The organism is Kribbella koreensis (assembly GCF_039525325.1).
GTDB classification, from domain to species: domain Bacteria; phylum Actinomycetota; class Actinomycetes; order Propionibacteriales; family Kribbellaceae; genus Kribbella; species Kribbella koreensis.
Window position 1 is genome coordinate 563291 of record NZ_BAAAHK010000007.1, and the last position, 22745, is coordinate 586035.

The following is a 22745-nucleotide window of genomic DNA, read 5'->3' on the forward strand; positions in this document are numbered from 1 at the left end:
TCAGGGGTTAACCCCTCAGATGGTGGCGGAGGGGTGCGGTGGTGGGGCGGGTTGGTGGTTAGGTGAAGAGGCGTTGCCAGAGGGTGCGTTTCGGCGCCGGCGGTGGTTCGGATTCGCGCAGGCGGGCTCGGGCTGCCTGGCGGGCTTCGTGGCCTTCGCGCCAGGTGGCCAGCATTTCGTCCTCGTCGACCGGGCCGACGGGGACGACCACGCCAGTGGCGTCACGGATCTGGATCAGGATTCGGCGGTTGAGGTCCTGGAGGTAGTCACGGGCCTCGGTCTCGGTACGGAGTACCGAGAGCTTGTCCTGGAGCGCCTGCTTCTCCTTGCGGAGTTGTACCGACGGGGGCAGCAGGGCGTCGGTCTCGATCTTCTCGCGGCGGATGAAGTCCTTCACCCACCAGTCCGGATCGTGCGGGTCCGCGAGCTTGGCCAGCGGCTTGCCCTCGCCGGGCAGATCGTCGAACTCGCCCCGCGCCTGCGCCTGCTTGATCTGCGCCTCGACCCAGTCCTCGGTCTTCATCCCGGGCGGCTTGCGCTGCGTCATGTACGCCTCCAGTCAACTCCGGCATGGTTGCTGTGCGACGGAGTTTACCGGCTTGTGATTGCGTTCACAAGGCTACCGTTTCGGTACCGCCCGATCGGCCCAGAGCTCCGGCAACGGGATCGGCACCCGCCACATCCGGGTGCCCGGCTCGACCAGCCCGTGCCGGGTGGCGACGATCCGCATCAACCGCAGCGGCCCGGCGATGAACACGATCGCGAGCGGCAACTCGATGATCAGCGCGCTCAGCACCGCCTGCAGCAGGTCGCCGCCCGGCTGACTCGTCATCACGTCGAACCAGGCGTCGCAGATCAGCAGTACGCCGGACGCGAACGCCGTCGGAAAGACCAGCTGCCGACGCCGCCACCCCGCGATCGCGGTCGCCGTCAGCATCACCATCAGCAAGATGTCGAACCCGACCCAGGTCGCGACCCAGTGCCGAGCCACATACCGGCTAGGCAGCGTGATCGCCAGGTAGACCGTCCACGGCACCAGCACCACGACGCAGAGCACCAGCAGCAACAGCCGCCACTTCCGGAGCCGCTGCAGCGTCCGCCGCTGCGGACCCAGCGGCGACTCAGGCAGCAACCGCCGAATCAACTCCCGCCGCTCCGCCACCGACAGCTCGGCGATCTCCTCATCACTCAAACTCACCCCAGCACTCTCACACGCCATCCCCACCCAGTCCCCTCCGCCACCCGTCCCAACCCCGCACTTTGTGCTCGACCTGAGCATCCCGCCGGCCCGATTTCGCTCAGGCGGAGCACAAAGTCGCCCTGATGCCCCGGCTGGAGGCGGGACGGGCTTGGGCGCGCGGGGTGGGGTTGGCAAGGCGGGCGGGATGGCTGAGGGTGGGGGCACCGAAGCGTTCGAGCGAGAGGACCCACCTGTGTCGTCTGTCATCTTGTCCGTGGTCAACGGTGAGCGGGTTCCGGATCCGGTACGGACCGCGCCGTCCACCAATCCGGCGGACACCGCCGACGTGGTCGGCACCATCGGCGTCGCCGGGCCGGACGTCTTCGTCCAGGCCGCCCAGGCAGCCAAGGACGCGCAGGCGGGGTGGGCCGCGCTGCCGGCTCCTCAGCGCGGTCAGGTGATCGCGCATGTCGGGCGCCTGATGACCGCCAACAAGGACCGGCTCGCCGCGCTCGTCACCCGGGAGATCGGCAAGCCGCTCGCGGAGGCACTGGGCGAGGTGCAGGAGATCATCGACACCTGCGACTTCTTCATCGGCGAGGGCCGCCGGCTCTACGGCCAGACCGTACCGTCGGAGATGCCCGACAAGCAGCTGTTCACGTTCCGCCGCCCGGTCGGCGCGGTCGCGGTGATCTCGGCCGGCAACTTCCCGGTCGCGGTCCCGTCCTGGTACATCGTGCCCGCGCTGCTCTGCGGCAACACGGTGGTCTGGAAGCCGGCGGAGTACTCCGCGGTCGTCTCGGACGCGTTCTACGAGATCTTCGCGCATTCCGGCGTACCGGCCGGGGTTTTCAACCTCGTGTACGCCGACGGGCCGGACACCTTCGCCGGGCTGGAGCAGTCGTTGCAGGCCGGGCTGATCGACAAGGTCGGCTTCACCGGGTCGAGCGAGGTCGGCACCCGGATCGGCGAGCTCTGCGGCCGCCACCTGCAGACCCCGTGTCTCGAGCTGGGCGGCAAGAACCCGATGGTGATCACCGAGGACGCGGAGCTCGACCTGGCCGTCGAGGGCGCCCTGTTCTCCGGCTTCGGTACTGCGGGTCAGCGCTGCACCTCGCTGGGAACGGTGATCGTGCACGAGTCCGTCCACGACGAGTTCGTCGCCCGCTTCAGCAAAGCCGTCCGCGAGGCAGCGATGGGCGACCCCACCCAGGACGTGCTGTTCGGTCCGTTGCTGGACGAGAAGTTCGCGGCCGGGTTCGAGAAGTCGCTCGGCTGGATCAGCGGCCACCACGCGGTGATCGGCTCCACCGGCCGGGTCGGCGCGGACAACCCGCGCAAGGGCTTCGTCGGCGATCCCGCCAAGGGCCTGTTCTACCACCCGGTGATCGTCGACAAGGTCCAGCCGGACGACGAGCTGTTCCTGAACGAGACGTTCGGGCCGATCGTCGGCATCACGACGTACCGGACCCTCGACGAGGCAATTGCCCTGGGCAACAAATCCGGGTACGGCCTGTCGAGCTCGATCTACACGACCGATCCGAACAAGGCGTTCCGGTTCGCGCAGGGCATCTCGGCGGGCATGGTCAGCGTCAACAACTCAACCTCCGGTGCCGAGGCGCATCTGCCGTTCGGCGGCAACGGTAAGTCCGGCAACGGCTCGCGGCAGAGCGGGATCTGGGTGCTCGACCAGTTCACCCGCTGGCAGTCGATGAACTGGGACTACTCGGGCAAGCTGCAGAAGGCGCAGATGGACACCGTCACGGTAGAGGCGGACGACGACTTCCTGCTTCCATGATGCTGCCGGACAAAGCCGGGGTGGTGATCGTCGGCGGCGGGGTGATGGGCACGAGTATCGCCTTTCACCTCGCCGAGGCCGGCGTCACCGACGTGCTGCTGCTGGAGCAGAACGAGCTCGGTTCGGGCTCGACGTCGAAGGCGGCCGGTGGCATCCGGGCGAACTTCTCCGACGAGCTGAACATCGCGCTCGGCGCGCGCAGCCTGGAGGCGTTCGCCCGGTTCGGCGAGCGGCCCGGGCAGGAGATCGACCTGCATCGCGTCGGCTACCTGTTCCTGCTGTCGACGGCCGAGCAGGTCGAGTTGTTCGAGGAGAGCACCCGGCTGCAGAACGCGGCCGGCCAGCCGACCCGGATGCTCGATGTCGCCGAGGCGGTCCGGCTCGCGCCGATCCTCTCGCCCGACGGCCTGGTCGCCGCCTGCTTCTCCCCCAACGACGGGCACTGTACGCCGGAGTCCGTCGTCCTCGGCTACGCCACAGCTGCCCGCAAGCTGGGCGCGAAGCTCGTCACCAATTGCGAGGTCACCGGGATCGATGCCGTCGGCAACGAGATCCGCGCGGTCCGGACGACCCGCGGCACGGTCGCCACTTCGACCGTCATCTGCGCGGCCGGCGCCTGGTCCGCACCACTCGCCGCGATGGTCGGCGTCGACCTCCCGGTGACACCGCTGAGGCGCCAGATCGTCGTGACAGAAGCGATTCCCGGCCTGCCGCGCGACATGCCGATGACCATCGACTTCAGCAGCACCTTCTACTTCCACGGCGAAGGCCCCGGCCTCCTGGTCGGCATGTCCGACCCGGAGGAGGAGCCTGGCTTCCTCCTCAACCGCTCCGACTCCTGGCTACCCCGACTGACCGCCGCCATGGAACAAAGAGCGCCGTCCCTACTGGATGCGGGACTGGCCAGCGGCTGGGCCGGCCTCTACGAGAACACCCCCGACCACAATGCCCTGATCGGCGAGGCGACAACCGTCAGCCGCTTCCTCTACGCCACCGGTTTCTCCGGCCACGGTTTCCTGCAAGGCCCGGCCATCGGCGAGATCCTCCGCGACCTGTACCTCACCCGCCGGCCCTTCGTGGACATCTCCCCACTCGACGCGAACCGCTTCCAGACCTCAGGCCTCCGCGCCGAACAGAACATCGTCTGAAAAAGCTCCGGCCCGCCTCGATGAGGCGAGCCGGAGTGGTAGGTCAGGGGCCGTCGGAGTCGGGCCAGTTGGCCGGGTCGCACCAGGCGGGGTCGTAGCCCTGGGCGGCGCAGTACGCCTGGATGATCTCTTCGCGGGTCGGTCGCCGGCTCGGCGTGGTCCGGGTCGGCCGGGCCGTCGTCGGCTTCGTGCTCGGCGGCTTGGTCGGCGTCGTCTGGCGATCCTCACGCTGACGCGTCCTGGTCGTCTTCGTCTTGGTCGGCGTCGGGGTGGCCGGCGGCCGGGTCGTCTTCACGACCGGCGGCGGCGCGGACGTCTCGGCGGTGGTCGTCTTCGGCACCGGCGTCGGGGTCACCGGCACGGACGGCGTGCCGCTGCGATCATCCACCGGCGGGATGGCCTGCGAGTCCGCCGGTCCACCGTCGAACAACCCGATCGCCGACAACGCCCAGAAGTTGACCGCCAGGAACAACACCAGGCCGACGGAGCCCAGCGCCACCACGCGCTGCGAGGGACCGCCGTACCGGCCGACGGGGCCGCGCACGGCGTTGCCCTTGCCGTCGACCCAGAACTTCCAGTCGTCGGGCGCGGCCGGCCAAGTGGGGTCGGGACGCCACGTCTTCGGTGGCATCCAGCTACGGCGGGGTGGCGTCGGCCAGTTCGGCGGTACTACGAACCGCTTCACGCAATCCTCCACGTCGCCGACGAAACCCGACCCAGGCTAGACGATCGCCGGGCTCAACCAACAGCCCGGTCCACGATCTGCCGCAGCCCGTACGTTTCCCCAACGACACAAACCACCGGCAAGCTACTACCCGATCGGCGTGTCGCCTTTATTTCTCCGGCTTCGCCGCGCGCACCGCCTCCGCCGAGGCGAGGTCGCCGCGCTCCTCGAGCGAGGAGATCACCCCGTCGATGTCGGCGCCGGACCTGTTCTGGCTGAGCTTCGCCTTCGCCTCGATCCGGCTGATCACCAGCTCGACGCCGACGATCGCGCGCAACTGCCCGGCGACGTAGGCCTCCGGCGCATCGTCGACCGACCACTGCTCGGCGAACTGAGCCTCGTGCTTCTCGGTCAGCCGCCGCACGAGCCCGTCCAGCCAAGACGGATCGTCGTGAATCACCAGTTCGCCATAGACGTGGGCTATCACGTAGTTCCAGGTCGGTACGACGCGCCCGTTGTCCTGCTTCGACGCGTACGCCGACGGGGAGATGTACGCGTCCGGCCCGGTGATGATGGCCAGCGCCTCCCCCAGTACCGGCGTCTTCCACTGCGGGTTGTTGCGTGCGAGGTGCCCGAGCAACGCGCCCTGCTCGCCGATTGAAGGGTCGTAGATGAACGGCAACAGGGTCGCGAGCAGGCCGTCGGCCGTACTGGTGACCAGGTCGCCGGCACCGTGCCCCACCAACAGATCCCGTACTACGGACTCGTCCGCCGCGAAGTGCTTGGGAACGTACATCTACTTGGCAATCAGCTTGCTGGCTTGATCGAGCATGTCGGTAGCAAACCGCTCACTGAAGCCGGCCGCAAACCCCGTCAGCCCAAAGACCGCGACCGACCCCGGCGTGCTCACCGTCGCCCCACCGGCCAAAGCGCCTGCCAGCAAGGTGAAGTAGGCCAGCGACCCGAAGATCGCGCCCACCCCCGGCCGGAACGCACCGAGCATCGTGCGTTGCCACCGCGACGAGCTGTGGTCGATCACCAGCGACCCCTTGGACATCCGCTGGATCACGCTGATCGTCGCACCGAGCGCCGACATCGCGATCGCGGCGACCAGCGCCGACGGCACCAACGAGTCGCGCCACCAGGCGTTCGCGGCCAGACCGAACAGGATCACCAGCACGAACGTCGGTACGATCCCGCCGAGTACGCCCTGGAAGTACTCGAGCCGCGCCTGCCGTTGGAGCAGGACCTCGACCCGCGCCTTCACCACCGCGACCTCGTTCTTGGCGGCCGCGATCGACGCCGCGATCTCCTCTGGAGTACCGCCACCAGCGACCAGGTCGGCCGCGACCATCACCCGGGTCAGCCCGGAGTATGCGTGATCGGTCGCCTCCTCGAGCTGCTGTACGACGCCCTTGCCCTGCAGGCCGTAGAGCGCTTCCTTCGCGACCACCTTGCAGGCGATCTCCGAGTCGACCAGCTCAGGCGGCGGCGAGTTGAGGATCGAGTAGACCGCGCGGTCCTTGGCCAGCAGGCAACCGCCGACCAGTTCGCTGCAGTAGTACTCCTTCTCGATCCCGCCGTGCGCCTCGCTGAACCTCTGCGACAGCGCCGGGATCAGCCAGTTGCCCGCATCGAACGCCAACTGGTCGGTCGAAGCCGCGAGCTGATGCGCCTGGACGAGATGCCGGAAGGTCGCAGGCCCGTTGATAGCCGCCTGGTAGAGATCGGGATACCGCGCGGCCGACTGCTCACCGGCGGCCTGCGTTGGTACGGAGGTCAACGGAGGCGCAGTTTCCTGGAACGCCTCGGGTGCAGGCAGCGGCTCGGGCGGCAGCGAGTTCATGCGCCTACCGTACGGTGGGCGGACCGCTCGTGTCGCGAACTTGCAGGGTCATCGGCAGGTACAACGGTTCTTCGCTGTATTCGTTGACCAGCAGCCGTTCGAGCATCTCGCCGGCCCGGCGCCCGAGCTCGTCACGCGGTACCGACACCGTGGTCAGGTCGGAGTGCGCGACCCGATCCAGCGAGATGTCGTCGAAGCCGATCACCGACAGCTCGTCCGGTACGCCGACGCCCAGCTCGCGCAGCCGTGCGATGGCGCCGAGCGCGACGAGATCGTTGTAGGCCAGTACCGCCGTCGCCTCCGATTCGAGCACTGCGGCGACAGCGTCGTACCCGGCCTGGCTGGTGGAGCCACCGCACTCGACCACCGTCACCTCGAGCCCGAAGGCCCGAGCCGCTTCGAAAGCACGGACGCGTTCGTCGTTGCCCCACGAGGCCGGCGGTCCACCCAGGTACGCCGCTCGCCGGTGCCCGAGCTGCGCGAGATGCCCGCAGACCTGGGTCATCCCGCCGGTGAAGTCGACCGAGATGGACGGCACTCGCGCTCCGGCGACGACGCGGTTGAACAGCACCATCGGGTGATCGCGGCCGAGCAGATCGACCAGCTCGGCGCGCGGCATCCGTGGCGAGGCGAGCAGGACGCCGTCACAGCAGCGCATCAGGTCCTCGACCAGCTCGTACTCCAGCGCGGGGTCCTCGTCGGACTCCATCACCATCATCCGGCGGCCGTGGGCCCGGGCGACGGCCGAGACGGCTTTGAGCACCTCGGGGAAGTACGGATTGGCGAGGTCCGGGACGAGGACGCCGATGGTGCCCCACTCCCCGCGGGCGAGGCCTTGGGCGGCGGCGTTCGGGCGGTAGCCGAGTTCGCGGACGGCGTCGTGCACGCGGTCGACGAGCTGCGGGTCGACCTTGGCAGTGCCGTTCAGGACACGCGAGACCGTCGCGGCGGAGACCTTGGCCGCCGTACTGACGTCGCTGATCGTGATCCGCGGGGACCGGCCCGGGCGGTTCTGCACGCAGCCTCCTCTGGAAGAAAACGCTTGCACAGCGTCGCTCAGGACAGCTGGTTTAGGCAAGACGAGGCTCTGAAACCGCTTTCAGGCGAGCTCTTGCCAGCGGGCCGGACGCGGACTAATGTCCGATGGCAAACGCTTACCGAGAGGCTTTCCCATGCAGCTCGACCGACTCTCGTCGTTCCCCGTCACCGCCTTCGACGCCGACGGAGCGCTCGCGCTCGGCGCGTACCGCGAACACCTGCGGCATCAGATCGACGCGCGCCCTGCAGCCCTCTTCGCGGCGTGCGGGACCGGTGAGTTCTTCTCCCTCACCCTCGACGAGTACGCCGCCGCGGTCCGCGCCGCCGTCGAGGAAGCTGCCGGTGCACTCCCAGTCTTCGCCGGCACCGGCTACGGAACAGCAGTGGCCAAGCAGTACGCCGCTGCCGCCCGAGAGGCCGGCGCCGACGGCCTGCTCGTCCTGCCGCCGTATCTGATCAAGCCGTCGCAGCAAGGCCTGCTCGACCACTTCCGCGCTCTCGCCGCGACCGCCGGTCTGCCATTGATCGCCTATCAGCGCGACAACGCCATCTTCACCGCCGACAGCGCGGCCGAGCTGGCGCAGATCCCGGGTGTGATCGGCTTCAAGGACGGCTTCGGCGACCTCGACCTGCTCCAGCGCATCATGGCCGTCGCGCCGAACCTGACCTATTTCAACGGACTCCCGACAGCCGAGGTCACCGCGCGCTCGTACGCCGCGATCGGCGTCCGGGCCTACTCATCGGCCGTGCACTGCTTCGCCCCGGAGATCGCTCATGCGTACGAGGCCGGGCTCGATGAGTTGCTGCCCGTCTTCTACCTCCCGCTCGTCAAGCTGCGCGACAAGGGCGCCGGGTACGCCGTTTCGCTGGTCAAGGCCGCTGTCCGGAGACGCTGGACCGACGTCGGCTCGGTCCGCTCGCCGCTGACCGATCCGCTGACCGAGCACCTGGAGGAGCTGGATCACCTACTGGAACAAGGTCTGACCCTCGTCCGGAAGCAGGCCGCCGCATGAAGATCACCGAGATCGTCATCACCCCGATCGCGATGAAGGACCCGCCCCTGCGCAACATCCAGGGCGTCCACCAGCCCTACGCGCTGCGCTCGATCCTGCAGGTCAAGACCGACGAGGGCCTGACCGGGCTCGGTGAGACGTACGGCGATCTGGCGGTACTGACCAAGCTGCGGCAGATCGCGCCACGGCTGGCCGGGCTCGACCCCTTCGACCTCAACGGGCTGGAGCGGATCATCACCGAGACGCTCGGTTCGGCCGCCGGGCTGGCGACGCACGGGCTGGTCGGCGAGGCGAGTGACGAGAAGACGCTCGCGACGGTGCTGTCGGCCTTCGAGATCCCCTGCTGGGATCTGCAGGGCAAGGCGCTCGGCCGCCCGCTGGTCGAGCTGCTCGGTGGCAAGGTACGCGACGCCGTACCGTACAGCGGCTATCTGTTCTTCAAGCCGGCCACGCACAATCCGGCACCCGACTACGAGCCGGACAGTTGGGGCGAGGCGATGGATGCTTCAGGCATCGTTGCCCAGGCTCGGCGGATGGTGTCGGAGTACGGTTTCAAGTCGCTGAAGCTCAAGGGCGGGGTACTTCCTGCGTTCGAAGAGGTCGAGGTGATCCTCGCCCTGCGTGAGGCGTTCCCGGATCATCCGCTGCGGCTCGATCCCAACGCGGGCTGGACCGTCGATACCAGCATCGCGGTCGGCCGAAAGCTCGATGGCGTGTTGGAGTATCTGGAAGATCCGACCGCGACGATCGACGGCATGGCAGCGGTGGCGCGCGAGGTGTCGATGCCGCTGGCAACCAACATGGCGGTGACGGCTTTCAGCCATCTGCCGCCGTCGATCCGGGTCGACGCGGTTCAGGTGATTCTGTCCGACCATCACTTCTGGGGTGGGCTGCGGCGGTCGCGTGAGCTGGCGGCGATCTGCCGGACGTTCGGGATCGGGCTGTCGATGCACTCGAACTCGCACCTCGGGATCAGCCTCGCCGCGATGACTCATCTGGCCGGCGCGACGCCCGAGCTGACCTACGACTGCGACACGCACTATCCGTATCTGGTCGAAGACGTCGTCGTGCCTGGGGTGCTGAACTTCACCGACGGCGCGGTGAAGGTGCCTGCCGGCCCGGGTCTTGGGGTCGAGCTGGATCTCGATTCGCTGGCGCGGCTGGGCGAGCAGTACGAGAAGTGTGGGTTCGACACCCGTGACGACGTCACGCCGATGCGGGCGATCCAGCCGGACTGGGATCCGGTGATTCCGCGATGGTGAGGCATGGCGCCTTCGCCTACACGTGGGATCTGGTCGGCGATCCCTCGGCGGCTGCGCGCTTCGCCGATCTCGGCATCGACACGGTGACGCTGCAGGCCGCCTATCACTCGGTGCGCGCGACGACAGCCTGGCATCCGGCGCATCGCGTGGTGCACGCCGACCACGCGGCGGCGTATTTCCGGATCCGGCCGTCACGGTGGCGCGGGTTGCGCCCACCGGTGCCCACGTGGGGAGTCGACGACGAAGACCGCTTCGGTACTGCGTCCGCCTCGCTCGCCGCCGCTGGGCTCCGGACCGAGGCCTGGGTGGTGCTCACGCACTCGTCGGCGCTGGGGCGGTCGAATCCTTCGCTGGCCGTGCGCAACGCCTATGACGAGGTGTTCAGCTATGCGCTCTGCCCGGCTCAGGCGGCTGTGCACGACTATGCGTTGACGATTGTGCAGGAGCTGTGTGAGCAGTACGACGTGCCTGCTTTGATGTTGGAGGCTTGTGGCTGGCTCGGGTTCGAACACGCCAGTCAGCACGAGAAGACCTCGGGTGCGGATCTCTCCGCCTGCGCCCGGGATCTGCTCTCGATCTGCCTTTGTCCGGCTTGCTCCGTCCGCCTCGAGTTGGATGTCGCGGAGCTTGCCGCCGACGTTCGGGCGGTTGTCGATCGCGAGCTGCAGGAAGGGATTGGAGCGGGATCGAATCTGGCCGATGCGCTCGGTGCGTCGCGGGCTGCTGAGATCTATCGGCATCGGCGGTCGGTGATCAGCGGACTGGTGCGGGAGGCGGCTGGGTTCGCGGGGTCGCGGGAGCTGTTGCTGATGGCTACGGATGATCCGCAGGTGACCGGGCCGGATGTGGGGGTCGAGGTGGCTGGGTTCGCGCCGGATCCGGCGGCTTTCGTGTTGAAGTGCTGGGACGATGAGGAGGCGGCCATCGCGCGGATGAAGGGGGCTGCGGGGCGTACCGGCGTACCGTTGGTTGCCAATGTCAACGCTCTCGGCGAGCGGCCGTCGGAGTTGCCTGCGCTTGCGGCGCGACTCGTTGCGGCGGGGGCGTCGGAGGTCCGGTACTACCATGCGGGGCTGGCGTCGCCTGCGCGTCTGGCGGCCATCCGCGCCGCCGTCCAGGAGGTGGGCTGATGCTGAACGGGCTCTACGTGATGGATCTCGACCGCTTCCCTGACGTGTACGGCGAACAGGAACGTGCCGCTGTGGAGAAGAACGTCCGCATCACCGCCCCGCCGCTCGCGCCGGCCGACCTGACACCGTCGCTGCTGGCTGATGTCGACGTTCTGGTGACCGCTTGGGGTGGGCCGCTGCTCACGCCTGAGTTGCTGGAGTCCGCGCCCCGGCTGGCGTTGGTGCTTTATGGCGCGGGATCGGTGCGGTCGATCGTCACGCCGGCGTCGTGGGCGCGGGGCGTGCGGGTGACGACGGCCAACTCCGTGATCGCCGCGTCGGTGGCCGAGTTCACGCTGGCTCAGGTGCTCTATGCGTTGAAGCATGGTTGGCGGTATGTGCTGGGTGCTCGGTTCGGCGCGAAGTCAGTGCCTAGGGCTTCGAATGAGCCGGGTGCGGCGGGATCGGTGGTCGGGTTGATGTCGCTGGGCGCGACCGGGCAGGCGACTGCGCGGCTGCTTGCCCGGCATGACCTTGTTTTGCAGGCTTACGACCCGTACGTTGATCCGGCTGTGGCGTCCGCGTTGGGAGTTCGGCTGGCCTCGTTGGAGGAGTTGTTCGCGACCTCCGATGTCGTCTCGCTGCATGCGCCGGTGCTGGCGGAGACGCGCAAGGTGGTCAGTACGAGGTTGCTGTCGTCGATGAAGCAGGATGCGACGTTGATCAACACCGCGCGGGGAGCGTTGATCGACGAGGACGCGTTGGTGAGTGTGTTGCGCGAGCGGGCGGATCTGTTCGCCGTACTGGATGTGACGGATCCGGAGCCGCCGTTGCCGGGGTCGCCGTTGTTCTCGGCGGTGAACATCGTGGTGACGCCGCACCTGGCCGGGACGCTGAATGTCGAGCGCCGGCGGCAAGGGCAGTTGATGGCTTCGGAGCTGGCCCGCTATGTCGCCGGGGAGCCGTTGGAGCACGAGATCTTCGAGTCGGGGCAGGCGAGGTCCGCATGAGCCCGACGCTGGTGATGGTGCCACCGCAACGGGACAGTACTGCGGACTGGGCCGGGCGGCTGATGTCTTCGGTGCCGGGACTGACCGTGCTGCGACCCTCTGAAGCCGACGCTGTCGCCGCGTTGGAGTCGGCGGATGCGGCGTACGGCGTATTGCCGGTTGAGTTGCTGGCGGCAACTACTCGGCTGCGGTGGTTGCAGGCGCAGCAGGCTGGGCCGCCGCCTGGGTTCTACTATCCGGAGCTGGTCGCGCATCCGGTGGTTGTCACCAATATGCGCGACACCTACACCGATCATGTCGCGACGCACACTCTGGCGTTGGTGCTGGCGTTATGTCGTGGGGTGCCGCGTTATGTCCGCGATCAGCAGGCCGCTGGGTGGAATCCGGATTGGGATCCGGAAGCTGTTGTCTCTTTGTCGGAGGCGACGGCTCTGGTCGTCGGGGTCGGCGCGTTGGGCTCCGAGATCGGTCGGTTGCTACACGCCTTCGGGACTCGGGTGACGGGGATCGATGTGCGGTCCGGTGATCGGCCTGGGTTTGCTGAGGTGCTGCCGGTTTCGTCGTTGGACGAACAGTTGCCTGCGGCTGATCTGGTGATCCTTACGGTGCCGCACACGCCGGACACCGAGGGGATGATCGATGCGCGGCGACTGAAGCTGCTGAAGGCGTCGGCGTTCTTCGTCAACGTGGGTCGCGGTCCGACGGTCCAGCTCGACGCGCTGGATGCGGCGTTGTCGGCCGGGCAGTTGCGTGGGGCCGCGCTCGATGTGTTCGAGACCGAGCCGTTGCCTGCCGATCATCCGTTGTGGCGGCGGCCTGAAGTGCTGATCACTCCGCATGTCGCCGGCGTCGGGCCTCATGAGGCGGAGCGGCGGTTCGCCGTACTGCTGGAGAACGCCCGGCGGTTCGTTGCCGGTGACCCCTTGATCAATGTCGTCGACAAGTCCAAGTGGTTCTGAGAGGAACACCAGATAGCTCTACTTCCGCCCCCGAAGGAGTTCGACCATGCGTGGTATCCGCCCCCTTGCTCTTTTGTCCACGGTCGTCGCGAGCGCTGCCCTGCTGACCGCCGGCGCCGCGTCCGCAGTACAGGCTGCTTGTACTTATCCGGCGCAGGTGCTGGACCTCACCCGGTGGAAGGTCCAGTTGCCGATCGACGACCCGGCGCAGTCCGGCACCCAGGTGTTGCAGGTGACTCGGCCGCGGCTGAACACCTATGTGCTGTCGCCGTGGTTCAAGCCGACGTCGTCGTGTGACGGCGTGCAGTTCCGCAACGCGGTGAACGGTGTGAAGACGCCGAACACCACCTACGCGCGCTCAGAACTGCGCGAGATGAAGACCGACGGCACCACCGAGGCCATCTGGTCGTCGAACGTCGGCACCCACACGATGGTGATCGACCAGGCGATCAACCACCTGCCGAACACCAAGCCCCAGGTGGTCGCCGGCCAGATCCACGACGGCAACGACCGCTCCACCTTCCGCCTCGACGGCAAGGCCCTCTACATCACCCGAGACAACGACACCCACTACAAGCTGGTGAACAGCAACTACGTGCTCGGCACCCGCTTCCAGGCGAAGTTCGTGGTGAGCAACGGCTCCATCAAGGCCTACTACAACGGTGTCCTGCAAACGACGATCCCCGTCATCTTCACCACCGGCTACTTCAAAGCGGGCGTCTACACCCAGGCAAACTGCGACAACTCCTCCCCCTGCGACACCACCAACTACGGCCAAACCACCATCTACAACGTGTCTGTAACCCACAGCTAACCAACACCGCCAGCAGCCGCAGCCCCGCAGGGGCTGCGGCTGCTGATTTTCTTGAGCAGCGTCAGTGCTTACGGGGCTTCGTGATGTCGTCTACGTCGATCTGTTCCTTGCGGACGGTGTCCTTAACCGTGGCTTCCTCGCGGATCGTCTCGGTCTCCAGGCCGACGCGCTCGACGGCGACCGTCTCCTTGGCGACGACCGGGCGCTCCTCATGGAGGACCACCTCGCGCTCGTCTTCCTGGATCTCGCCCGTACCGGAGTCAGCGCCGGTCATCGGCTCGCGGACCACCCGAACCTCTTCGTGGCTGACCGGTACGGTGATCTGCTGCTCCTCGGTCACCACATGCTTCTGCAGCCGAACCCGACCCGTCTCCACCGTCTCGGTCCCCGCCCGCAACTGCTCTTCGGACCGAACCATCGACTCCTGCCCGGCCATGCCCGGCTGACCCTTGTACGGCGTACCCATCTGCAGGTTGTAGTGGCGGTAGAGCTCGGCGGCTTCCGCCTCGGTCAGATGGCCGTTGTCGTCGATGCGCGGGGCGTCCTTGATCACGTCCTTGTGCGCGCCGACATGCAGCCCGTCCTGCTCGGTGTGCGCACCCGTCAACGGCACAAAGGATTCCTTGCCACCGAAGAGTCCGGTCTTCACCGTCACCCACTCCGGCGCCCCGGACACGTCGGAGGCGTAGAGGTGGGACGCCGTACCGACCTTGTGGCCCTCGACGTCGTACACGTCCTGGCCCATCGCCCGTTCCAGCTCCTGCGTGGTGCTCATCGGAAACCATCCCCGTTCTCGTTGTCTACGGCAACTGCCTTCGACCGCCGAGTACCCGGAGCGACGATCAGCAAACAACCAGTAGTCAGACGACGCTTTCGAGCAACTGCGCGACATCCACCCCGAACGGGCGGTCGGCGACGATCGGCGGTACTACGTCCGCAACCTCACCGAGAAGCCCTTGTAACCCTTCTGGGACAGGGCGTTTCGACAAGGCGAAGGCCTGATGTACGACGAGCAGCTCGCACGCCACCACCTCGCGCGTCAACCGAATCGCCTCAGCCAGTACGCCGACAGCCTCCCAACTGAAGCTCTGCACATCCTCCTGCCCGTTGGAGGTCTCCATCGCCCCGACCGCCGACGGCACCGCCAACCGTCGCAGGTAGTGGCAAGTAGCAACAACCCTCTTGTGCACAGTCACCAACCCAGCCTGCGGCCCTGGCTCAACCGCCAACTGCGCCGGCAACCCGGTCACGGCCGGATCCAGCAACCGATGAATCCGAGCCGCCGAAACCTCAGCCGCATGCGCCAACGCCGCCACCAACTGATCGCAATGCGCCGCCAGATCAACCCCATGAAACCCCGCAGTCCCAACGAACTCCCCCTCAAGAAACGCGGGCGAATCCGTCACCCCGTCGAACGCCCGCCCGACAGCCTCCTCCAGCCTCCCCACCGCCCGCCGCACGTTCGCATTGACCTGCCCCACCACCCGAAACGAAACCGGCGCCTGCAACCCGCGAGGTTCCTCCTCAGACCCAGCCGCCCGCAGAACGCGCCGCAGCTCTTCCGTCAGCACCGCATCCCCCCTTCCACACAAGGGGTTGTACGGATCCCGGCTGGCCCCCACCACCGCAACAGCTCCAGCGCCAACCAAAGTCAGTCGATCAACCAGCCGCCGAGCAACGTCCACCTGCAACCAAGCCCGCCCAGTAGCCCCAGGAATCCCAGCCAGCAAAGAGATCCCCTCCTTGGGCCCCAACTCAAACGGCGGCAACACCCCCTCAGCCGAAACAACCGTCCACTCCGCGCTCCGCCCGGAGTGGACGGCAAGGGCGGGGGCGGCCTGTGCAGCGGGCGGTGGGGTGAGTAGCGAGCCGATGCCTACTAGGGGGCCGAAGGCGTGGGCTAGGGGGATGATTTCGCCGGCAGAGCCGGCGCCGCCGGTGGGGATTGCGGGGACCAGGCCGCTGTTGAGTAGAGCGACTAGTTGGAGGCACAGCTCGGCGGATACGCCAGCGTCTCCGGTTAGGAAGGTTTTCAGGCGGGCTAGTACCACTGCTCGCGCTTCAAGGGGTGGAAGCCAAGGGGCGCCGCCTGCTGCTCGGGCCAGGAGGAGGTTGTTTTGGTGGGTGCGTTGTTCCTCTTCAGTCAAAGGGATTTTGCTGAGGGCGCCCATGCCGGTGTTGACGCCGTAGACCGGGGATCCGGTGGCGAGGGCAGTTAGGACGGCCTGGCGGGTTGTGCGGAGGCGGGACAGGAGGGCGGGTGAGAGTTCCAGGGGGTCGGGAGAGGTGACGTGCTCGGGGCGCAGGTCTGCTGCGGAGTTGATGAGCATGTCAGTGGAATCTCAGCATGGTGCCGACATCCGCCAGCTCGGCTCGGCGGAGGATCAGGTGGGCGATGGCTACGTCGAGGAGGGAGAGGCCCCGGTGCCAGAGGAGGGTGCGTTCGGCAGCCGATTCGCGGCCGGGTTTTTGGCCGGAGACGATGTGGCCGAGTTCGGCGTACAAGGTCGATGGCGACAGACGTCCGGTGTCTACGTGGCGGCGGAGGGAGCCGAAGCGGCCGGATTGCGCTTCTCGCCAATCGTCGACGACGACCTTGTCCATCACGTCCAGGAGGTCCAGTTCGACGGCGCTGACTGTGCCGTAGGGGACGACGAAGGCACCTGGGCGGATCGAGGCTGTGCGGAGCAGCGGCTCGGGCTCCATCAAGCGGGTGGCCTCGACGATGACGTCGGCGCCGTCGAAGGCCTCCTCCGCGGTCGCGAAGACGCGTACCGGTGTGGACAGCTCCGCAGCCAAGTCGGCGGCGAACTTCTCGCGCGACTCCGGGCGCCGCGACGTCACCCGGATCTCGTCCAGGTCGAAGAGGTCGTCGAGCATGGTGACGTTCCACCACGCCGTACCGCGCGCGCCGGCATGCGCCAGCACCTTGCTGTCCGGCCGTGCCAGATACCGCGCCCCCACCGTCGTCATCGCCCCCGTCCGCGCCGCCGTGATCATCGTCGCGTCCAGCACCGCCAGCGGTACGCCGGTAGTCGGATCGAACAGCGTCGCCATCGCCAGCTCACTCGGCAGCCCGAGCTGGTAGTTCGGCACGAAGTCGCCGACCACCTTCACCCCGCTGATGCCATGCTCACCCAGCCGATTGAGATGTCCGCGCAATACGTTGAAGTGCCCGATCCCACCGTTGTCCGGCATCAGATGCACCCGCGGCTCGAAGCTCGTCTCGCCTTCGCCGTGATCGCGTACGGCCGCCTCGACCGCGTCGACGATCTCCAGCCTGGTGAGCCCGAGTGAGTCGATCTCGGGACCGGACAGGAACCGCAGCCAGATGCCATCAGTCATGTCCAGCATCGTGTCACCCGCGTCTGAACCCGCCGGAAAACGACCAAGGAACGGTCAGCCGGCTACCAAAGTCACCCGCGAACACGCCTGAGCGCTGCTAATTTCGGGGCCATGCGGCCGGAACGGAGCGGGAGATGACCACGGATTCGTCCACCAAGACGGTGATCGGGCACTCCGCCGCGGACAAGCTCCTCCTGTACGGCGGCCTGCCGCTGCTCGGGCTGGTACTCGGCTACTTCCTGCCCCGGATCGCCGACTGGGCGACGAAACTGGAGTGGGTGCCGTTCCAGGGACCGCTTGAGCTGATCTCGCGCTGGGACGGCTGGTGGGTGGTCGCGATCTGCCTCGCGCTCGGCCTGATCGGCGGTGTGCTGCTGGCGGCGATGGCGCTCGAGGACACGCTCAAGACGACGGTCGGCAACACCGAGGTCGAGTTCCTGAAGAACCAGCGGACCACCCGGGTACCGCGGGAGAAGGTCGCGCTCGCGTTCCTCGACGGCAAGGAGATCGTGCTGCAGGACAGCCGGTCGGCCGAGCTCGCCCGGGAGAAGCACGACGAGCTGGGCGCCGCCGCGAGGACGAAGATCCAGGCTGCCTTCCGCGCTCACGGCTACCCGTGGTCGGACGCCGGTGATCCGCACGAGAGCGAGTTCCGCCGCTGGGTCGAGGACGACCCGGACCTGTCGCCCGCGGCGAACGCGGTCCTGAAGGCGCGGTCGAAGGCGTTCGGCCAGGGCGACAAGGGCAAGGCCGACCTGCGAGAGCTCCGGCTGGAGCTCGGCAAGCTCGGTTTCGTGGTCCGCGACCGCGAGAAGAAGCAGTACTGGCGACCCGTCCGCTGACGCCCGGAGCCGATCGCGGCGGTCCGGCTGGTGACACGGCCATTTGATCCCTCGCCGTCCGGAGGGACGATGGAAGCGTGATCACGGTTGAGCAGGCGCGGAGGTTGCGGAAGGCCGGCGCGATGTGGGTGCCCGGCGCCGGCGACCGGTTCGTCGTACCGGACCGGGAGATGGACGACGACGTGTTCGTCGTCAGCGACATGACCGTCGAGGTGCACGACTACCCGGGCGGCAAGGTGATCGGCTTCAACGGTACGACGGAGTGGGCGCTCGACAGCATCGAGCAGCGCGAGGTGATCTGGCTGCCGCGCGAGGAACAGCTGCGCGCGTTGCTCGGCCCGCATTTCCAGCGGCTCGAGGCGGTACCAGGCGGTTATGCGGTCGTACTGACCGACGGCCGCTACCCATCGGACGATGCCGAACAGGCGTACGCCGAAGCTCTCCTGGCGCTCCTCAACGGGTGAGCGCCGAGGGGGTTGCGCCACAACGGTGCACGGCCGGCCAGGTCTGGGCGGGGCCCCTCAGCAGCGCCCGTACCTGGCCGGCCGTGGCCGGTGGCACAACCCCCTCCTTTCAGTAATTGCGTTTACCTGGGTACTACCTGGGAGGAAAGTCTCAGCGGGCCAGTGTCGCCCGCAGCTCGGCCGCGCGGTGAGCGACCCGGTCGCGCGACGCGATGCTGAACCCCTGCGCCTGCAGTTCGAGGATCGCGGTCGCCTGCAGCTGGCTGACGCCGAGCAGCTGACGGACCCGGAACGCGGCGGTCAGCCGGTCGGAGGCGCCTTCGATCGTCCGCAGTACCTCGGTACGCCGCTCGAACGCGGTCAGCACGCCCTCGTAGATCTCCAGCTGCGTGTACGCCGACCGGTCGGGCTCGACCTGCTCGTCCTTCGCGGCGCCACCGACGACCTGACGCCACAGCGTCGGTACCGTGTGGCGGTTGCGGTTGGCTCGCCGGGTGATCGGCAGTGCATATGTCATCGTCATCAGTTGCGCTCCTGATTCGGTGGTGGTCAGCCGCGCTCGGCGGGTGAGCTGTCTTGGAGTGGTGGGCACTTCTTGCCCGGCGACCGCAGGGCCTCGAAATGCCAGGGCTCGTTGTCGTAGATCCGGCAGATGCCGTACTTCCAGCCGACCCGCTCCAGCCAGGCCATCGCCGACTGGGGGGCGATGTCGACCGCCCGGCCCTGCACGTGTTCCGACTTGTCCGGCGGCAGCACCCAGCGGGTGGCCGCCTTGTACGAGCCGTACTTCTTGATCGCGTCGTCGAACAGCCGTTGCTGCTTGGCGGCGCTCCGCCGGCCGGAGTTGATCCGCATCGGGATTCCGGCTGCGTGCGCGTCGGCCATCGCCTTGCGCAGCCGGCCGCGCAGCACCGGGGCCAGGCCCTCGATGCTCTCCTCGGAGTACTTCTTCTTGTCGTCGGTCGACTCGGTTGATTTGGTGGACTTGGTCGCCTCGGGCGACGGCGTCTTCTTCGGCTTGGACTCTCCGGACGGCGTCTCGACCGGCGCCGAGGTCTTGCGCACCGGCTTGCGGGCCGGCGGTGGCGGCGAACCGTTGGGTCCGCTCGCGACGACCGGCTGCTTGTCGCCGCTGGAGTCGAAGGACAGCAGGTCGATCACCTGGGCGTGCCAGATCAGCAGCGAAGCGACGACGACCACCCCGGTGACAGACAGCAACCGGGCCCGCACCGAGAACGGGCGGCGCGGCGGCAGGTCGTTGGTCATGGGGTACAGCCTCTCGGGTCGGCGGGTTCGCCACATCGGTCCCAGGGACCGTCTCGGACAGCCTTAAGTCGGACCTGGGTATCAGGTCCGACGCCCGGTCTCATCCAAAAGTTGGAGAAAACCACCCCTCCTGGCGCAGGAGCCGAAAATTGTCGCCCACGACTACGCTCTGCAAGTGACCTCATGGCGTCGACTTGCCGCGTGGCAGCAGGACATCCTGCTGGCCGCGCTGGTCGGCGTTGTCTGGTTCGGGGGACTCGCTGTGATCAACAGCAGCGATCTGCGGCCGAAGAATCCGAGTGTCTCGGTCGTCACCGGGATGTTCCTGGTGATCACGATCGCGATCGCCCGGATGGTGCCGCGGATGACGCTGCTGTTCGTGTCGATCTGCTATCCGCTCGTCTATGCGGCGGCGGAGACCGGGCTGGCCGAGCAGATCGGGCTCAGCATCTTCCGCGCCCCGGCGATCAGCGACGCGGCGCTGCAGTCCGAGCTTCACCTCGCCCCGCTGCTGGTGATCGGGTATCTCGCGGCAGCGAGCGGAGTACGGCGGTTCACCTGTCTGTTCTTCACCATGGGCAGCCTGGCGGCGCTGATGATCGGCCTGCCGGCGGTGGTCGCGATCGTGATGAGCCACGCCCCGCCGAGCGTCTACCGGTACGGCGAGCGCTACGCGAACCTCCCCCGCGACCCGTACAGCCTCTACGGCTACATCGACCTCTCGCTGTTCGTCTTCGCCGAGGCACTGATCTGCGGCATGGTCCTGCTCGGCGCCAACGCGCTGCGCCGCCGCAAGAGCCTGCTAGTGCTGGAGCAACGCAACACTGCTCTGGTACGACTCCAGGCAATCGAGGCCGAGCGCGCGGCGGCGGCCGAGCGGACCCGGATCGCCCGTGACCTGCACGACGTCGTCTCGCACCACATGAGCGCCGTGGTGATCCGTGCCCAAGCAGCCGACCGTGTGGCGGACCAGAAGCCCGAGGCACTACGGGAAGCCGTGCGCTGGATCGCTGCCAGCGGCCGTGAAGCGCTGACCGCGATGCGGGAGACCGTGCGAGTACTGAACACGGCTGCCCCCGGTGCGAGCGCGTTGACCGCGCCAGTGCCCGACCTGGCCGACGTCGCGCGGATGGGCGACCGGCTCAAGGCGGTCGGTATCGACGTGACGATGCAGCTGCCGACCCGTAGCCGGCAACTCACCTCGGCCACCGACCTGACCGCAGTACGGATCATTCAGGAAGCACTGACCAACGTGATGGTGCATGCGAAGGCCACTGCCGCGCATGTGAGCTGGCAGAGTGGACCGCAGGGTGAGTTGCTCACCATCGACGACAACGGCAGCGGCGGACCGCCGCCGGTGAACGTGCTGGAGACCGCCCGGCGGCAGGAGAGCGGTCGCGGGAACGGACTGATCGGAATGCGCGAGCGCGCGCACGCGAGCGGCGGCACACTGACCGTCGCCGCCGGACCACTGGGTGGATGGAGAGTGCAGGCATGGTTGCCGCCGCAGAGGTGAACAGCTCGGGGCCGGAGAAGATCAGAATCCTGGTCGCCGACGACCAGGGCGTGATCCGGATGGGCCTGGCGATGATCCTCGACCACGAGCCCGACCTGATGACGGTCGCGCAGGCCGACGACGGCGAGGAGGCGATCCGGATGATCGCGCAGTACGACCCGGACGTCGTGCTGATGGACATCCGGATGCCGGTGATGGACGGGCTGGAGGCGACCGAGCGGATCACCAAGGCCGCCAAGGAGTCCGGGCGGGATCGGCCGGCTGTGCTCGTGTTGACGACCTTCGACGACGAGGCTTACGTGCTGAGCGCAGTACGGGCCGGCGCTTCGGGCTTCCTGCTCAAGGACACCGATCCGGATCTGCTGGTGTCGGCGGTGCGGGCGGTGCATCGGGGTGACTCGCTGGTCGATCCGGCGTCGACGCGGGTGCTGCTCGAGCGGTGTGTGGAGTTGGAGCGGCAGGTCGGCAGCGGTCCTGCTGATTCGGCGCCGGTTGGCGCGGGGCGATGGACCGGGCCGCTTGCGCAGTTGAGTGAGCGTGAGCGGGAGATCCTGGTCTGGATGGCGCGCGGGCTGTCCAATCGCGACCTGGCGGCGAAGCTCTTCGTCAGCGAGACAACGGTGAAGACCCACGTCAGCAGCGTGCTGTCGAAGCTTGGGCTGTCCAGCCGGGTCCAGGCGGTCGTCGTGGCGTACGAGGCAGGTGTCGTCCGGCCGGGCGAGGCCGAGGTCCGCTGGGAGGGCTGACTCAGCTCAGCAGGAACCACGCGCCGATGCCTGCGGCGATGAGCACGACGATGGTGAGCAGTTGAGCAAGTAGCGACGCCTGGCGGCGTTGTGGCAAGAAGTCCCCGGTCATACCTTCAAGCCTGCCGGGGAGAGCCGTGCTTTCCATCCTCCCCGGGAACGGTTCCGACGTGACGCAAGTCGCCCCCGGGGAGCCCCGGAATCATCCCCAGGGATGACAACCACTTCACATTGTTGCCGTAGGCCCCTGTCCGGCTACTCGCCGAAGTACTCGGCCGCCACCTTCTTGGGCACGCACATCCGCCAGGCCTCCAGCACCAGCTCGCGCAGCTCCTCCTCGTCGAGCACGGCGAGGTTGACCTCGATCCACTTGTACCGCTCGTCGGCCTTGCTCGGCGGCAGGAACTTCTCCGGGTACGCCGCGATCGCCGCTGCCCGTTCTTCCTTGGGAAACCCGATCCCCATCGTCTTCTCGTCCCGCGACAGCGCGAGGTAGACGATCTGCCCGACCCGGAACTTGATCCGGTCGCGCACGACGACCTCATAACTGCGCGGCAACCCCTCGGTCACCGCCCGGATGTCCTCCAGATCGACCATTCTTCGCCTCCGGGTCCGCGCAAACCACCCTGACGCCACAACCGCGCCGTGCGCCGACTTTACCTCCGGACACTGCCAAGGCCTGTCAGTGTTCCGGCATTGCGCGGGATGACTACGGCGGCGGACGG

Annotated in this window: 24 protein-coding genes; 12 read left to right on the plus strand and 12 right to left on the minus strand. The window is 67.6% G+C overall.

The annotated features are described in order from the left end of the window. Positions 1–58: 58 nt before the first annotated feature. Together ABD116_RS16675 and ABD116_RS16680 are read right to left on the minus strand one after the other, a co-directional pair. Positions 59–547 (minus strand): DnaJ family domain-containing protein, encoded by a 489-nt coding sequence (locus ABD116_RS16675; RefSeq protein WP_343970186.1) that lies wholly within the window; start codon positions 545–547, stop codon positions 59–61. A 72-nt stretch (positions 548–619) separates the two neighbouring features. Further along, entirely contained in the window at positions 620–1198 is a 579-nt protein-coding gene (locus ABD116_RS16680) for a hypothetical protein (protein ID WP_343970188.1), read from the minus strand. A gap of 235 nt (positions 1199–1433) precedes the next feature. On the opposite strand from ABD116_RS16680, the gene ABD116_RS16685 reads away from it, so the two are divergent. Both ABD116_RS16685 and ABD116_RS16690 read left to right on the plus strand, forming a co-directional pair. After that, a complete protein-coding gene (locus tag ABD116_RS16685) occupies positions 1434–2978 on the plus strand; it encodes an aldehyde dehydrogenase family protein (protein WP_343970190.1) in 1545 nt (514 codons plus the stop codon). Then, positions 2975–4126, plus strand: coding sequence for an NAD(P)/FAD-dependent oxidoreductase (locus ABD116_RS16690; protein WP_343970193.1), 1152 nt, complete (start codon positions 2975–2977; stop codon positions 4124–4126). Before ABD116_RS16685 ends, ABD116_RS16690 begins: the two co-directional genes overlap by 4 nt. Before the next feature lie 43 nt (positions 4127–4169). On the opposite strand, the gene ABD116_RS16695 is transcribed toward ABD116_RS16690, so the two are convergent. The 4 genes from ABD116_RS16695 to ABD116_RS16710 form a co-directional block, all read right to left on the minus strand. Then, a complete protein-coding gene (locus tag ABD116_RS16695; RefSeq protein ID WP_343970196.1) occupies positions 4170–4811 on the minus strand; it encodes a hypothetical protein in 642 nt (213 codons plus the stop codon). Positions 4812–4959: 148 nt separating this feature from the next. Continuing rightward, on the minus strand, positions 4960–5586 hold the full coding sequence (locus ABD116_RS16700) for an FMN-binding negative transcriptional regulator (protein ID WP_343970198.1): 627 nt from the start codon (positions 5584–5586) through the stop codon (positions 4960–4962). Continuing rightward, entirely contained in the window at positions 5587–6636 is a 1050-nt protein-coding gene (locus tag ABD116_RS16705) for a hypothetical protein (protein WP_343970201.1), read from the minus strand. It lies immediately after the preceding gene. A 4-nt stretch (positions 6637–6640) separates the two neighbouring features. After that, positions 6641–7654 (minus strand): LacI family DNA-binding transcriptional regulator, encoded by a 1014-nt coding sequence (locus ABD116_RS16710; protein ID WP_343970204.1) that lies wholly within the window; start codon positions 7652–7654, stop codon positions 6641–6643. A gap of 154 nt (positions 7655–7808) precedes the next feature. Between ABD116_RS16710 and ABD116_RS16715 the strand changes: the two genes are divergently transcribed. From ABD116_RS16715 to ABD116_RS16740, 6 genes are read left to right on the plus strand one after another with little or no spacing between them, the layout of a single operon-like run. Next, a complete protein-coding gene (locus ABD116_RS16715) occupies positions 7809–8687 on the plus strand; it encodes a 5-dehydro-4-deoxyglucarate dehydratase (RefSeq protein ID WP_343970207.1) in 879 nt (292 codons plus the stop codon). Next, positions 8684–9949 (plus strand): glucarate dehydratase family protein, encoded by a 1266-nt coding sequence (locus tag ABD116_RS16720; RefSeq protein ID WP_343970210.1) that lies wholly within the window; start codon positions 8684–8686, stop codon positions 9947–9949. Before ABD116_RS16715 ends, ABD116_RS16720 begins: the two co-directional genes overlap by 4 nt. Then, positions 9943–11079, plus strand: coding sequence for a hypothetical protein (locus ABD116_RS16725; protein ID WP_343970213.1), 1137 nt, complete (start codon positions 9943–9945; stop codon positions 11077–11079). Before ABD116_RS16720 ends, ABD116_RS16725 begins: the two co-directional genes overlap by 7 nt. After that, positions 11079–12068 (plus strand): hydroxyacid dehydrogenase, encoded by a 990-nt coding sequence (locus ABD116_RS16730; RefSeq protein ID WP_343970216.1) that lies wholly within the window; start codon positions 11079–11081, stop codon positions 12066–12068. The genes ABD116_RS16725 and ABD116_RS16730 overlap by 1 nt, the downstream gene beginning before the upstream one ends. Next, complete coding sequence (locus ABD116_RS16735) at positions 12065–13027, plus strand: D-2-hydroxyacid dehydrogenase (protein WP_343970219.1); 963 nt, start codon at positions 12065–12067, stop codon at positions 13025–13027. Before ABD116_RS16730 ends, ABD116_RS16735 begins: the two co-directional genes overlap by 4 nt. 46 nt (positions 13028–13073) lie before the next feature. Beyond that, positions 13074–13841 (plus strand): polysaccharide lyase family 7 protein, encoded by a 768-nt coding sequence (locus ABD116_RS16740; RefSeq protein ID WP_343970222.1) that lies wholly within the window; start codon positions 13074–13076, stop codon positions 13839–13841. 61 nt (positions 13842–13902) lie between these two features. Here the strand turns inward: ABD116_RS16740 and ABD116_RS16745 are convergent, their stop codons facing one another. The 3 genes from ABD116_RS16745 to ABD116_RS16755 form a co-directional block, all read right to left on the minus strand. Next, a complete protein-coding gene (locus ABD116_RS16745) occupies positions 13903–14616 on the minus strand; it encodes a YsnF/AvaK domain-containing protein (protein ID WP_343970225.1) in 714 nt (237 codons plus the stop codon). Positions 14617–14701: 85 nt separating this feature from the next. After that, positions 14702–16171 carry an aromatic amino acid lyase gene (locus tag ABD116_RS16750; RefSeq protein WP_343970228.1) on the minus strand — a complete coding sequence of 490 codons (1470 nt, stop codon included), beginning with the start codon at positions 16169–16171 and terminating at the stop codon, positions 14702–14704. Position 16172: 1 nt separating this feature from the next. Next, a complete protein-coding gene (locus ABD116_RS16755) occupies positions 16173–17186 on the minus strand; it encodes an ornithine cyclodeaminase family protein (RefSeq protein WP_343970231.1) in 1014 nt (337 codons plus the stop codon). Positions 17187–17320: 134 nt separating this feature from the next. On the opposite strand from ABD116_RS16755, the gene ABD116_RS16760 reads away from it, so the two are divergent. After that, positions 17321–18028: a YqeB family protein gene (locus tag ABD116_RS16760; RefSeq protein ID WP_343970234.1), complete on the plus strand. Its 708-nt coding sequence runs from the start codon at positions 17321–17323 to the stop codon at positions 18026–18028. 77 nt (positions 18029–18105) lie between these two features. Then, positions 18106–18492, plus strand: coding sequence for a pilus assembly protein CpaE (locus ABD116_RS16765; protein WP_343970236.1), 387 nt, complete (start codon positions 18106–18108; stop codon positions 18490–18492). Between the two features lie 151 nt (positions 18493–18643). On the opposite strand, the gene ABD116_RS16770 is transcribed toward ABD116_RS16765, so the two are convergent. Beyond that, positions 18644–19015 carry a hypothetical protein gene (locus tag ABD116_RS16770; protein WP_343970238.1) on the minus strand — a complete coding sequence of 124 codons (372 nt, stop codon included), beginning with the start codon at positions 19013–19015 and terminating at the stop codon, positions 18644–18646. 26 nt (positions 19016–19041) lie between these two features. After that, the gene (locus ABD116_RS16775) at positions 19042–19758 is read right to left on the minus strand and encodes a M15 family metallopeptidase (protein ID WP_343970240.1); all 717 of its coding nucleotides are present in this window, start codon (positions 19756–19758) and stop codon (positions 19042–19044) included. Between the two features lie 175 nt (positions 19759–19933). Between ABD116_RS16775 and ABD116_RS16780 the strand changes: the two genes are divergently transcribed. Both ABD116_RS16780 and ABD116_RS16785 read left to right on the plus strand, forming a co-directional pair. Next, the gene (locus tag ABD116_RS16780) at positions 19934–21274 is read left to right on the plus strand and encodes a sensor histidine kinase (RefSeq protein ID WP_343970243.1); all 1341 of its coding nucleotides are present in this window, start codon (positions 19934–19936) and stop codon (positions 21272–21274) included. Continuing rightward, positions 21253–22020: a response regulator gene (locus ABD116_RS16785; RefSeq protein ID WP_343970246.1), complete on the plus strand. Its 768-nt coding sequence runs from the start codon at positions 21253–21255 to the stop codon at positions 22018–22020. Before ABD116_RS16780 ends, ABD116_RS16785 begins: the two co-directional genes overlap by 22 nt. Before the next feature lie 255 nt (positions 22021–22275). On the opposite strand, the gene ABD116_RS16790 is transcribed toward ABD116_RS16785, so the two are convergent. Beyond that, complete coding sequence (locus tag ABD116_RS16790) at positions 22276–22617, minus strand: MmcQ/YjbR family DNA-binding protein (protein ID WP_343970249.1); 342 nt, start codon at positions 22615–22617, stop codon at positions 22276–22278. Positions 22618–22745: the final 128 nt, after the last annotated feature.